The sequence below is a fragment of the Nocardioides sp. Root140 genome, from assembly GCF_001426745.1.
In the GTDB taxonomy this organism is placed as follows: Bacteria; Actinomycetota; Actinomycetes; order Propionibacteriales; family Nocardioidaceae; genus Nocardioides.
Genome location: NZ_LMFI01000010.1, coordinates 1,167,520 through 1,179,967, shown reverse-complemented (window position 1 = coordinate 1,179,967; position 12,448 = coordinate 1,167,520). Strand labels below are relative to the sequence as shown.

Genomic DNA, 12,448 nt, shown 5'->3' with positions numbered 1-12,448 from the left:
CTGCCTGTGAGTTCACCGGCCACGCCTGCGCCGACTATGGTTGAAGAAGCAACTTTCAGGAGGAGTGCCGTGACCGACCAGAGCCAGGCCTATGTCGAGAAGGGCAAGGAGTTCACCCGCGACATGAACTACATCCCCGACCGGATCCTCGCCGGGGAGAGTTCCGCGGACCCGCTGGACGACACGTTCCCGAGCGGCAGCAAGGACAGCCCGCGCGACGTCCAGGTCTGGCCGGTCGAGCCCGGCCGCTACCGCCTGGTCGCGGCCAAGGCGTGCCCGTGGGCGAACCGCTCGATCATCGTCCGCTCACTGCTCGGCCTCGAGGACGTCATCTCGCTCGGCCTGCCCGGACCCACGCACGACAAGCGGAGCTGGACCTTCGACCTGGACCCCGGCGGTGTCGACCCGGTGCTCGGGTATGAACGCCTGCAGCAGGCCTACTTCGCACGGTTCCCCGACTACCCGCGCGGCATCACGGTGCCGGCGATCGTCGACGTGCCGACCAAGGGGGTGGTCACCAACGACTTCCCGCAGATCACCCACGACCTCTTCTTCGAGTGGCGAGACCACCACCGCCCCGATGCGCCGAACCTGTGGCCCGACGACCTCCGCGAGGAGATGGAGTCGGTGATGAAGCGGGTCTTCACCGAGGTCAACAACGGCGTCTACCGGTGTGGCTTCGCCGGCTCTCAGGAGTCGTACGACGCGGCGTACGACCGGCTCTGGACGGCGATGGACTGGCTGGAGGAGCGGCTGACCGACCGGCGCTACCTGATGGGCGATGCGATCACCGAGGCCGACGTACGCCTGTTCACGACGCTGGCTCGCTTCGACCCGGTCTACCACGGGCACTTCAAGTGCAACCGCAACAAGCTCGTGGAGATGCCGGCGCTGTGGGGCTATGCGCGTGACCTGTTCCAGACGCCCGGCTTCGGCGAGACGATCGACTTCGACCAGATCAAGCAGCACTACTACGTGGTGCACACCGACGTGAACCCGTCGGGCATCGTGCCGAAGGGCCCGGACCTGAGCGGATGGACCTCGCCGCACGGACGCGAGAAGCTCTGACCGAGCGCCGACTCAGGCCTTGAGTCGGTCGACCTGGTCGAGCAGCTGGTCCAGCGAGCGGGCGAAGGTGGCGCGCGACCACTCGCCCGGCATGGACGAGTGGTGGTAGAGGCCCTCGCCGATCAGCATGATCGCCTCGGCGGCGTGCCGGTCCCCGACCTCGGAGCGGATCAGGTCGAGCCAGGCCGCGTGGACCCTCTCGAGCTCGTCGATGGCCGGCTGCCAGGACGACTGGGCCAGGCGGACCATGGCCGTGTAGTAGGTGTCGAGGTCGCTGCCGCTGGTCCAGGAGGTGCGCACGTAATGGCGTGACGGCCCTTCGGGCGCCTGCGCCATCGTGACCAGGTCGCGCTCGCACTCCTCGTGGAACCTGGCCTGTGCGGCCTCGGCCAACGCCTCCTTGCTCGGGAAGTGGTAGAGCACCCCGCCCTTGGAGATCCCCGCCCGGGCGGCCACCTTGTCGATCGTGGTTGCGCGCTCGCCCTCGCTGCGCAGCAGCTCGCAGTACGCCGCGAGCGCCGACTCGCGGGCCTTGGGAGGACGGGACATGGGGCGACCCTATCGACCACGGCGTGGAGGCGGAGATCACCATCGCGTGGGTTAGTAACTGTACCGTCCAGACGGTACAGTTGTGCGGGTGACGATCTACCAGCTCCCGCTCGCCCCCGACCAGCTCTCCCGCCGTTCCCGGTGGGTGGCGCTGGCCGTCCTGATGCTGCCCGTGCTGCTGGTCTCGATCGACAACACGGCGCTGAGCTTCGCCGTACCGTCCCTGTCGCGGTCGCTGGGTCCGACCGGCAACCAGCTGCTCTGGATCATCGACATCTACCCGCTGGTGCTGGCCGCTCTCCTGGTCACGATGGGCAGCCTCGGCGACCGGATCGGCCGGCGCCGGATCCTGCTGTGGGGCGCCTCCGGCTTCGCGGCGGTCTCCGTGATGGCCGCCTTCTCGCCGAGTGCGGGCTGGCTGATCGCGGCCCGTGCGCTGCTCGGCGTCTTCGGTGCGATGCTGATGCCGGCCACCGTCTCGTTGATCCGCAACATCTTCACCGACGCGGCCGAGCGGCGGACCGCCGTCGCGATCTGGATGGCCGGCTTCTCCGCGGGCGCCGCGCTCGGTCCCGTGGTCGGCGGCTGGCTGCTGCAGCACTTCTCGTGGGGCTCGATCTTCCTGATCGCCGTGCCACTCCTCGTGCCGCTCCTGGTGCTCGGCATGCGGCTGCTCCCCGAGTCACGCGACCCCGACCCCGGTCCGGTCGACCCGGCCGGCATCGCCCTGGTCTCGGTGGCGCTGGCCGCCTCGGTCTTCGCGATCAAGTCGGTGGCCACCCACGGACTGGACGAGCTGACGCTGATGGGGGTCCTGGTCGGCATCGCCTGCGGCATCGGGTTCGTGCGCCGCATGCTGCGGCGCAGCAACCCGATGCTCGACGTCCGCCTGTTCGCGAACCCGGTGTTCTCGGTGTCGCTGGTGGTGAACCTGGTCAGCGTCTTCGCGCTCGTCGGCTTCATCTACTTCCTGGCCCAGCACCTGCAGCTGATCGCCGGGCACTCGCCGCTCGATGCCGCCCTGATGATGGTTCCCGGCCTGGTCGTGACCGTCGTGCTCGGCCTCGGTGCGGTGCCGATGGTGCGGCGCTTCGGCGCGGCGCGGGTGATGGTGGCGGGCGTGCTGCTGAATGCGGCCGGCTATGCCGCCGTCTCCGCGATGGGGCACACCGGCTCAGGCGCCGTGCTCCTGATCGGCTTCGTGCTGGTCTGTGCAGGCGTCGGCATGTCCGAGACGGTGTCCAACGACCTTGCGCTCAGTGCGGTTCCGCCGGCGAAGGCCGGTGCCGCCTCTGCGGTCTCGGAGACGGCGTACGAGATCGGTGCGGTGCTGGGCACGGCAGTCCTCGGCAGCCTGCTGAACCTGGCCTACCGTCAGGGCATCGACGTGCCGGTGACCGTCTCTGGCCCGGACGCCGAGCAGGCTCGGGCCACCCTCGGGGGAGCCGTGGAGGTTGCCGGCGGACTGCCCCCGGCATCGGCCGACGCGTTGCTGGCCTCGGCCTCGCATGCCTTCGACTCCGGAGTCACGCTGACCGCAGCGATCGCCTCGCTGCTGTCCTTCGCGGTCGCGTTCGCCGTCCATCGCATCCTGCGCGCCCGCGTCTGATCGACCCGTCGTGAATTCCGCTCGACCTGTCGCCAGTTTCGGTTGACCTGTCGTGAGCTTCTGAAACTGGCGACGGGTCGACATGAACTGGCGACAGGTCGACGGGTGTGCGACTATATGCGCATGCACGCATATACGGATGAAGAGCTCGACGCGCACCTGCCCGTGGCCGTCGAGATCTTCTCCCTGCTCGCCGACGCGACACGCGTGCGCATCGTGATGGCGCTGCGCGACGGCGAGCAGTCGGTGGGCGTGCTGGCCGAGGAGGTCGGCAAGTCGCAGGCCGCGGTCTCCCAGCACCTCGCCAAGCTGCGGATGAGCCGGGTCGTCTCCACGCGCCAGGAGGGCAACCGGGTCTACTACCGGCTGGCCAACGACCACGCCCTCGAGCTCGTCGAGGTCGCCTTCAACCAGGCCGAGCACGCCGTCGACGCCGTCGTGCGTCATCGGGACCGCTGATGGGCCACGGACACGGTCACGGACACTCGACCGGTCATGCGAGCGGCCGGGCGGAGGACCGCCAGCGGCTGAGGATCGTGCTCGCGGTGACCGCCTCCGTCATGGTCGTGGAGGTTGTCGGCGCCTTCGTCACCGGCTCGCTCGCCCTGCTCGCCGACGCCGGTCACATGGCCACCGATGCCGCCGCCGTGGTGCTCGCGCTCGGGGCGTCGTACGTCGCCACACTGCGACCCGGGCCGCGTTCGACGTTCGGCTACCACCGCGCCGAGATCCTGGCGGCGCTGGTCAATGCCCTTGTCCTGTTGGGCGTCTGCGGCTATCTCGCCTGGGCCGGGATCAGTCGTCTGGCCGATCCGACCCACGTCGAAGCCGGCCCGATGATCGCCTTCGCGGCGGTCGGCCTCGTGGCCAACGCGGTCTCGATGGTGATCCTGAACCGCTCCGACACCGGCTCGCTGAACCTGAAGGGAGCCGCGAACGAGGTCCTCGCCGACCTGGTCGGATCGGTGCTCGCCGTGGCCGCCGGCGTGGTCATCCTGACCACCGACTTCCATCGCGCCGACCCGATAGCGTCGCTTCTGATCGCGGTGATGATCCTGCCGCGGTCGTTCGTGCTGCTGAAGGAGTCCCTCGTGGTGCTGCTCGAGATCGCGCCGGCCGGCCTCGACCTCGCCGACGTACGACGACACCTGGTCGAGGTGCCCGGCGTGACCGATGTCCACGACCTGCACGCCTGGACCATCACGAGTGGCCTGCCGAGCCTCTCCGCGCACATCACCGTCACCGACGAGGCACTCGCCGAGATCGGCGTCGGCGGCATGCTCGACCGGCTCCAGGGCTGCGCCGTCGACCACTTCCAGCTGCACCACGCGACCTTCCAGGTCGAGCCGGCCAGCCATCGCAGCCACGAGGACCTCGGCGAGGCCGGCTGCGACTGAGCCGCCGGCATTCGGACGCCCTGATGACCGGTCAAGTGAGGTTAGGCTACCCTGACCTCATGCAGAGTGCGCAGTTCCGTGGCGAAGGCCTCGACCTCTCCTACTACGACCGCACGGTCGTCCGTGCTGCATCGCTCACCGTCGATCCCGGGCGGGTCCACGCCTTGGTCGGGCCGAACGGCAGCGGCAAGTCGACCCTGCTGCGCGCCATGGCCCGGCTGCACAAGATCGACCGGGGCACGCTCTCGCTGGGCGAGGAGTCCGTCTCCACGCTGGGCAAGCGCGAGTTCGCCCGTGTGATCACCCTGCTCTCACAGAACCGACCGGTGCCCTCGGGGGTCCCGGTCGCCGAAGTGGTCGAGTTCGGTCGCCACCCCTACCGCGGCAAGTGGAAGGCCCGCGACCCCGAGGGGCCGGCCGCCGTCGCCTGGGCGATGGAGGTGACCGGAGTCGCCGAGATGTCGACCCGTGGCGTCGACGAGCTCTCCGGTGGCGAGCTCCAGCGGGTGTGGCTGGCCTGCTGCCTGGCGCAGCAGACCGACGTGCTCCTGCTGGACGAGCCCACCAACCACCTCGACCTGCGCTACCAGGTCGAGCTGCTCGACCTGGTGCGCGACCTGGCCGACGACCACGGTGTCGCGGTCGGGGTCGTGCTGCACGACCTGAACCAGGCCGCCGACGTCGCCGACGTCGTGACCCTGCTCCACCACGGAGCCGTCCAGGCCACGGGCGCTCCGTCAGACGTCCTCACCTCGGAGCGTGTCTCCGCGGTCTACGGACTCCCGGTCGCGATCCACCGCGACCCGGCCACCTCACGGGTCTCCGTGCACCCGGTGCACCGCACCGAGCGTCGCCTGGCCCAGATGGCCTGACCCACCCACCCCCGAAAGGCACCACCGTGAAGACATCGCGCGCGCTCGCACTCGCCTGCCTGCCGCTGGCCCTGGCCCTCTCCGCCTGCGGCAGCACCGAACCCGCCAAGGACGAGCAGGAGGACTCCGTCGCGACCGGCGGTCCGGTCTCGGTCGAGGACGCTCGCGGCAAGACCGTCGAGCTCGACCACCCCGCAACCAAGGTGGTGTCGCTGGAGTGGATGCAGACCGAGACCCTGGTCAGCCTCGGCGTGATGCCGGTCGCCCACGCGGACGGCGACGAGTACAACGCGTGGGTGGCGAACGCGCAGGTCGACGACTCCGTCCAGGACGTCGGCAAGCGCAGCGAGCCCAGCTTCACCGAGATCATGAAGACCGGCCCCGAGCTGGTGATCACCGACAGCTCCGGTCCCGAGGCCATCGTCAAGCAGCTCGAGAAGCGCGACGTGCCGGTCATCGTGCTCGACACGGCCGACGGCTCCGGACAGCTCGACCTGATGAAGGAGAACGTTCGCACCATCGCCGAAGCGGTAGGCAGGACCGAGGCGGCCGACAAGATCATCGGCGACCTAGAGGCCTCGCTCGAGGCCGGGAAGAAGGCGATCGCCGAGAGCGACGCCGCCGGCGCCACGTTCGCGATGGCTGACGGCTGGGCCGAGGGTGGCAACGTCACCATTCGGTTGTTCGGCAAGGGCTCGCTGATGTCCGACCTCGCCGAGGGTCTCGGACTGGAGAACGCGTGGACCGGCGAGGTCGACAAGGACTGGGGTCTGGGCACCACGGACCCCGAGGGCCTCACCTCACTCGGTGACGGCGTGCGGTTCTTCTACAACAGCCCGGTCGAGGCTGACGACGTCTTCGGCAACCAGCTCGAGAAGAACCCGATCTGGAACGAGCTCGAGTTCGTGACCAGCGGCCATCTCTACCCGCTCGAGAAGGGCGTGTGGACGTTCGGCGGACCGGTCTCGGCGCAGGAGTTCGTCGACCAGATCGTCGCGAACCTGACGAAGTGATCCACCGGTCGTGACCCTGCGCAGTCTCACCGGCCTCGGGGTGCTGGTCCTGGTGGCCCTCGCCGCCAGTGCGGTGCACCTGACCCAGGGCACGTCCGCCATCGGCTTCGGCGACCTGCTCGAGCTCGCGCTCGGGCGCGGGGACGAGCTGACCCGTGACGTCTTCATGGGCTCACGCCTCCCACGCCTGCTGGCGGGCCTGGTCGTGGGGCTGTCCGTGGGCGTCTCGGGAGCCTTGCTCCAGTCGGTCACCCGCAACCCCCTCGCCTCGCCCGACACCCTCGCGATCAATGGCGGAGCCTGGTTCGCGGCCACCCTGGTCGCGGCCCTCGGGATCTCGCTGCCGTTGTTCCTGCAGGGCAGCGTCGCCTTCCTCGGCGGCCTGCTCGGCGCCGGGATCGTGCTGGCCCTGTCCGGCGGAGCCTCCGGTCCGGCGCGCCTGGTGCTGGCCGGGTCGGCACTCGCGCTGGCGCTGGGCTCCCTGACCGGACTGCTTCTGCTGCTCTTCGAGGAGCAGACCCAGAGCCTCTTCGCCTGGGGCAACGGCAACCTGGTCCAGATCAGCATCGACGCCCCGGCGCAGGGGGCGGTGGCGGTCGTCGTCGTGGTGCTCGTCGCGATGCTGCTGAGCCGACAGCTCGACCTGATCAGCCTGGGCGACGACGCCGCGTCCAGCCTGGGCGTCAACGTGCGGCTCGTGCAGCTGGCCGCCGTACTCATCGCCGTCCTGCTGGCCAGCCTCGCCGTGACCGTCGCCGGCCCGATGGGTTTCATCGGGTTGTGCGCCCCCGTGCTGGCACGGCTCTCCGGACCGTGGATCAAGGACGTGCACAAGCACAGCGTGCTGCTGCCGCTCTCGGGCCTGATCGGCATCGTCCTGGTGGTCCTGGCCGACGTCCTGATGCGACTCGTGCCGACCGGGACCTTCGGGCCCGGGGTGCCGACGGGCGTCGCGACCACCATGTTCGGCGCGATCGTCCTCGTCGGCATCGCCCGCACCTTCCGCCAGGGTGGCACGGTGCCCGACGCGCCCTCCGCGCGCACCCGCCCCGGGTCCCCGTTCCGCTTCACGACGCTGCTCGTGGTCGGGCTGTCGGTGCTCCTCGTCGGTGCGACCGTCCTCGGCCTGCTCGCAGGCAACGGCTGGCTGCTGATGGGTGACGACCGCCTCCTGCTCGGCGACGTGACCCACTGGCTCACCGGGAACGCGGGGCCAGTCGTCCACTACACGCTCGAGGAGCGGACCCCGCGTCTCATTGCGGCCACCTTCGCGGGCGCGGCGCTGGCCCTCGCCGGCTGCGCCACCCAGGCCGTCTGCCGCAACCCGTTGGCCGAGCCCGGCCTGCTCGGCGTCACCGCGGGCGCCGGTGTGGGTGCGGTCACCTGCATCTCGTTCGTGGGGACCACCGCGCTCTGGACGATCAACGCAGCGGCGCTGGTCGGGGCAGCCGTCGCCTTCGTGATCGTGTACGCCGTCTCGTGGCGGGGCGGCCTGGACTCGATCCGGCTCGTGCTGGTCGGCGTCGGTGTCGCGGCCGTCGGCCAGGCGCTCATCGCGTTCATCATCATCAGCGCCAGCCCCTACGACACCCAGCTCGCGCTGACCTGGCTCAACGGCTCCACCTACGGCCGCACCTACGACCAGGTCGTCCCGCTCGTTCTCGTCGTCCTCGTGGGACTCCCGCTGCTGCTGCGCCACCGCAACGACCTCGACGTGATGGCCCTCGACGACGACACCCCGCGGGTGCTCGGCCTGTCCCTGGAGCGGACCCGGCTGCTCCTCCTGGTGGTCGCCGTCGTGCTGACCGCCGCCTCGGCCGCCGCCATCGGCCTGGTGGTCTTCACCGGCCTGGTGGCCCCGCACGCGGCCCGCGCCGTCGTCGGTTCCCGACACATCCGGGTGCTCCCGGTGGCAATGCTCCTCGGAGCGCTCCTGGTCAGCCTGGCCGACACCTTGGGACGCAACGTGATCGCACCCGACCAGGTGCCGGCCGGCATGGTCACCGCCCTGATCGGTACGCCGTACTTCGTCTGGTTGCTCTGGCGCTCCCGGGCCTGAGGCGGGTCTGGGGCAGGCACCGCTCGATTGGCGAGGGGGCCGACTGGACGGGTACCTTGAGAGAACGGCAGTGTGGTTCCCGTCACAGACGGTTCCCGGTGCCGGATAGACCGTCACGTCCACGCCGTACCACCACTTCGACGCGTTCGTGACGCGGTTCCCACACCCTGCCTCGGTGACCCCGCAGGCCGGCGAAGAGAAGGAGTGCACACGTGTCCCATGCAGAGTTCGGGCCAGACCTCGTCGAGGTCTTCGGTCCCTCACAGCAGGACGGAGGGCCGGAGCTCGTCCAGCTCCTGACGCCCGAGGGAGAGCGTGTCCACCACGCAGAGTTCGACATGGACTTCTCCGCCGAGGAACTGCGCGGCTTCTACCGCGACATGGTCCTCACCCGCCGCATCGACACCGAGGCCACCGCGCTCCAGCGCCACGGCGAGCTCGGCATCTGGGCACAGCTGCTCGGCCAGGAGGCCGCCCAGATCGGCGCCGGCCGCGCCCTGCGTCCGCAGGACTACGTCTTCCCGACCTACCGCGAGCACGGCGTCGCCTGGTGCCGCGGGGTCGACCCGCTCGACCTGCTGGGTCTCTTCCGCGGGGTCGACCACGGCCGCTGGAACCCCAACGACAACAACTTCGGCCAGTACACCATCGTGATCGGCGCCCAGGTGCTGCACGCCACCGGCTACGCCATGGGCATGCAGCGCGACGGCGTCGTCGGCACGGGTGACCCCGAGCGCGACGCCGCCGTGATCGCCCACTTCGGTGACGGCGCGTCCTCACAGGGCGACGTCAACGAGGGCTTCATCTTCGCCGCGTCCTACAACGCGCCGGTCGTGTTCTTCTGCCAGAACAACCAGTGGGCGATCTCCGAGCCGATCGAGCGACAGACCCGCATCCCGCTCTACCAGCGGGCTCTCGGCTTCGGCTTCCCCGGCGTCCGCGTCGACGGCAACGACGTCCTCGCGACGTACGCCGTCACGAAGGCCGCGCTGCAGCGGGCCCGCGACGGACAGGGCCCGACCCTCATCGAGGCCTACACCTACCGCATGGGTGCGCACACCACGACCGACGACCCGACCCGCTACCGGCTCTCCGCCGACGTGGAGCACTGGAAGCTGAAGGACCCGATCGCCCGCGTCGAGGCCTACCTCAAGCGCAACGGTCTGGTCGACGACGGCTTCCTCGACACGGTCAAGCAGGAGGCCGACGACCTCGGCGTCCGGCTCCGCGAGGGCTGCAAGGCACTGCCCGACCCCGACCCGCACGCGATCTTCGACTTCGTCTACGACGAGATCCCCCCGGAGCTCGCCGAGCAGCGTGACGGTTTCGCGGCCTACACCGCCGGTTTCGAGGAGGCCCACTCATGAGCACCCAGAAGATCACCCTCGCCAAGGGCCTCAACATGGGGCTGCGCAAGGCGATGGAAGACGACCCCAAGGTCCTCATCATGGGTGAGGACGTCGGCCGGCTCGGCGGCGTCTTCCGCATCACCGACGGCCTCCAGAAGGACTTCGGCGAGGACCGCGTCATCGACTCGCCGCTGGCCGAGTCCGGCATCGTCGGCACCGCGGTCGGCATGGCGATGCGCGGCTACCGCCCGGTCGTCGAGATCCAGTTCGACGGCTTCGTCTACCCGGCGTACGACCAGATCGTCTGCCAGGTCGCCAAGATCCACTTCCGCTCCAAGGGCAACACCAAGATGCCCATGGTCATCCGCATCCCGTTCGGTGGCGGCATCGGCGCGGTCGAGCACCACTCAGAGTCGCCGGAGGCGCAGTTCGCGCACACCCCCGGCCTCAAGGTCGTGGCCTGCTCGAACCCGGTCGACGGCTACTGGATGCTCCAGCAGGCCATCGCCTGCGACGACCCGGTGATCTTCCTCGAGCCGAAGCGCCAGTACCACGCCGACAAGGCCGAGCTGGACGAGTCGATCACCCCCGAGCCGCTGTTCACCTCGCGCGTGGTCAAGACCGGCACCGACCTCACCCTGCTGGCCTACGGGCCGACCGTGAAGACCGCGATGAAGGCGGCCGAGGCCGCGGCGACCGAGGGCAAGTCGCTCGAGGTCATCGACCTGCGCACGCTCTCGCCGCTCGACATGGGTCCGGTCCTCGACTCCGTACGCCGCACCGGCCGCGCCGTCATCGTCCACGAGGCGCACGTGAACCTCGGCATGGGTGCCGAGGTCGCGTCACGCATCACCGAGAAGTGCTTCTACAACCTGGAGGCGCCGGTGCTGCGCGTGGGCGGGTTCGACACCCCCTACCCGCCGTCCCGCATCGAGGAGGACTACCTCCCCGACCTCGACCGGGTCCTGGACGCCGTCGACCGATCCCTGGAGTTCTGAGCATGGCTGAGTTCAAGCTGCCCGACGTCGGTGAAGGCCTCACCGAGGCCGAGATCGTCGCCTGGAAGGTGAAGGTCGGCGACGTCATCGAGGTCAACGACATCATCGTCGAGATCGAGACCGCCAAGTCGCTGGTCGAGCTGCCCTCGCCGTACGCCGGCACGGTGCTGGCGTTGCTGGTGCCCGAGGGCGAGATGATCCCGGTCGGCACCCCGATCATCTCCGTCGGCGACCCCGACGAGGCCCCGGCCCCGGCGGCCCCGTCCGGCGAGGCCCCGGCCCGCGACATCGGCGAGATCGACCTCTCCAACCCGGCCGCCAGCGGTGGCGGCGAGGGCGAGAGCCTGGTCGGCCGCATGAAGGCCGAGCGTGGCCCGGTTCGCCGTCCCCGCAAGGGTTCGGCCTCCCCGTCGACCGAGTCGGCGGCGGCCACCCAGATGCAGCTGCAGGGTGCCTTCGCGCCCGGCGGTGCGCAGTCCGAGCCGGTGGTCGAGGCCGACGAGCCGGCCGTTCCGTCGCAGTCCGCCGTGTCCCCGCAGTTCGAGACGCCGGCCTTCGTGCCCGCCTCGGCGACCGATCCGGGCGCCGTACGCGCCCTGGCCAAGCCGCCGGTGCGCAAGCTGGCCAAGGATCTCGGGGTCGACCTGGCCGCGCTGCGCGCCACTGGACCCAACGGCACGGTCACGCGTGACGACGTGCAGGCCGCGGCGAGTGGTGCGGGTCTCGATACGCTCGCTGGCGCTCGCTACTCGACCAACGAAGGCGGCGTGCCTTCCTCAACCAGCGGGAGTGCCTCGGCGGCCGTTGCAGGTGGGGAGCGACGCGAGCCGATCAAGGGCGTCCGCAAGATGATGGGCCAGGCGATGGTGAACTCCGCGTTCACGATCCCGCACGTCACCGAGTGGGTCACCATCGACGTCACCTCGACCATGGAGTTCGTCGACCGCCTCAAGAAGCGTCGCGAGTTCAAGGACGTCAAGGTCTCGCCGCTGCTGGTGCTGGCCCGTGCGGTGATGCTGGCGATGCGGCGTACGCCGGAGATCAACTCGTTCTGGGACGAGCCGGCCGGCGAGGTCGTGTTCAAGGACTACGTGAACCTCGGCATCGCCGCCGCAACGCCGCGTGGCCTGGTCGTGCCGAACGTCAAGGGTGCCGAACAGCTCTCGTTGCTCGAGCTCGCCGAGGGCCTCAACGCGCTCACGAAGACCGCGCGCGAGGGCAAGACCCAGCCGGCCGAGATGAGTGGTGGCACCTTCACGATCACCAACGTGGGTGTCTTCGGGGTCGATGCGGGCACGCCGATCATCAACCCGGGCGAGTCCGCGATCCTGTGCTTCGGCTCCATCAAGAAGAAGCCGTGGGTCGACGCGGACGGCGAGCTGTGCGTGCGCGACGTGACCACGCTGGCGCTGTCGTTCGACCACCGCCACGTCGACGGAGAGAAGGGCTCACGCTTCCTCGCCGACGTCGCCGGCATCCTCGAGGACCCGGCCAGCGCCCTGCTGTTCTGACCTGCTGAACGCCGAAGGGCGCG

Annotated in this window: 11 protein-coding genes; 10 read left to right on the top strand and 1 reads right to left on the bottom strand. The window is 69.8% G+C overall.

Going from position 1 to position 12,448, the window contains the following annotated elements:
- The first annotated feature begins 36 nt into the window (after window positions 1–36).
- Entirely contained in the window at window positions 37–1,068 is a 1,032-nt protein-coding gene (locus ASD30_RS15930) for a glutathione S-transferase family protein (RefSeq protein ID WP_056683401.1), read from the top strand.
- Window positions 1,069–1,080: 12 nt separating this feature from the next.
- Here ASD30_RS15930 and ASD30_RS15925 read toward each other — a convergent pair whose 3' ends face one another.
- Window positions 1,081–1,617, bottom strand: coding sequence for a TetR/AcrR family transcriptional regulator (locus ASD30_RS15925; protein ID WP_056683398.1), 537 nt, complete (start codon window positions 1,615–1,617; stop codon window positions 1,081–1,083).
- Window positions 1,618–1,705: 88 nt separating this feature from the next.
- On the opposite strand from ASD30_RS15925, the gene ASD30_RS15920 reads away from it, so the two are divergent.
- From ASD30_RS15920 to ASD30_RS15880, 9 genes are all read left to right on the top strand, one after another.
- Window positions 1,706–3,226 carry an MFS transporter gene (locus ASD30_RS15920; protein ID WP_235532598.1) on the top strand — a complete coding sequence of 507 codons (1,521 nt, stop codon included), beginning with the start codon at window positions 1,706–1,708 and terminating at the stop codon, window positions 3,224–3,226.
- Window positions 3,227–3,349: 123 nt separating this feature from the next.
- Window positions 3,350–3,685: an ArsR/SmtB family transcription factor gene (locus tag ASD30_RS15915; RefSeq protein WP_235530127.1), complete on the top strand. Its 336-nt coding sequence runs from the start codon at window positions 3,350–3,352 to the stop codon at window positions 3,683–3,685.
- The gene (locus ASD30_RS15910) at window positions 3,685–4,623 is read left to right on the top strand and encodes a cation diffusion facilitator family transporter (RefSeq protein ID WP_056683393.1); all 939 of its coding nucleotides are present in this window, start codon (window positions 3,685–3,687) and stop codon (window positions 4,621–4,623) included. The genes ASD30_RS15915 and ASD30_RS15910 overlap by 1 nt, the downstream gene beginning before the upstream one ends.
- 59 nt (window positions 4,624–4,682) lie before the next feature.
- Window positions 4,683–5,495 carry an ABC transporter ATP-binding protein gene (locus ASD30_RS15905; protein ID WP_056683391.1) on the top strand — a complete coding sequence of 271 codons (813 nt, stop codon included), beginning with the start codon at window positions 4,683–4,685 and terminating at the stop codon, window positions 5,493–5,495.
- A gap of 26 nt (window positions 5,496–5,521) precedes the next feature.
- On the top strand, window positions 5,522–6,508 hold the full coding sequence (locus ASD30_RS15900) for an ABC transporter substrate-binding protein (protein WP_056683387.1): 987 nt from the start codon (window positions 5,522–5,524) through the stop codon (window positions 6,506–6,508).
- Between the two features lie 10 nt (window positions 6,509–6,518).
- A complete protein-coding gene (locus ASD30_RS15895; protein ID WP_056683384.1) occupies window positions 6,519–8,567 on the top strand; it encodes an iron ABC transporter permease in 2,049 nt (682 codons plus the stop codon).
- Between the two features lie 212 nt (window positions 8,568–8,779).
- Complete coding sequence (gene pdhA, locus ASD30_RS15890) at window positions 8,780–9,934, top strand: pyruvate dehydrogenase (acetyl-transferring) E1 component subunit alpha (RefSeq protein WP_082563873.1); 1,155 nt, start codon at window positions 8,780–8,782, stop codon at window positions 9,932–9,934.
- Entirely contained in the window at window positions 9,931–10,914 is a 984-nt protein-coding gene (locus tag ASD30_RS15885) for an alpha-ketoacid dehydrogenase subunit beta (protein ID WP_056683381.1), read from the top strand. Before pdhA ends, ASD30_RS15885 begins: the two co-directional genes overlap by 4 nt.
- 2 nt (window positions 10,915–10,916) lie before the next feature.
- Window positions 10,917–12,425 carry a dihydrolipoamide acetyltransferase family protein gene (locus tag ASD30_RS15880; protein ID WP_082563872.1) on the top strand — a complete coding sequence of 503 codons (1,509 nt, stop codon included), beginning with the start codon at window positions 10,917–10,919 and terminating at the stop codon, window positions 12,423–12,425.
- Window positions 12,426–12,448: the final 23 nt, after the last annotated feature.

Bases quoted from the DNA above. Each gene is read 5' to 3' on its own strand.
- ASD30_RS15910 (WP_056683393.1), top strand. From the start codon at position 3,685: ATGGGCCACGGACACGGTCACGGACACTCGACCGGTCATGCGAGCGGC.
- ASD30_RS15915 (WP_235530127.1), top strand. From the start codon at position 3,350: ATGCACGCATATACGGATGAAGAGCTCGACGCGCACCTGCCCGTGGCC.
- ASD30_RS15885 (WP_056683381.1), top strand. From the start codon at position 9,931: ATGAGCACCCAGAAGATCACCCTCGCCAAGGGCCTCAACATGGGGCTG.
- ASD30_RS15930 (WP_056683401.1), top strand. From the start codon at position 37: ATGGTTGAAGAAGCAACTTTCAGGAGGAGTGCCGTGACCGACCAGAGC.
- ASD30_RS15905 (WP_056683391.1), top strand. From the start codon at position 4,683: ATGCAGAGTGCGCAGTTCCGTGGCGAAGGCCTCGACCTCTCCTACTAC.
- ASD30_RS15925 (WP_056683398.1), bottom strand. From the start codon at position 1,617: ATGTCCCGTCCTCCCAAGGCCCGCGAGTCGGCGCTCGCGGCGTACTGC.
- ASD30_RS15880 (WP_082563872.1), top strand. From the start codon at position 10,917: ATGGCTGAGTTCAAGCTGCCCGACGTCGGTGAAGGCCTCACCGAGGCC.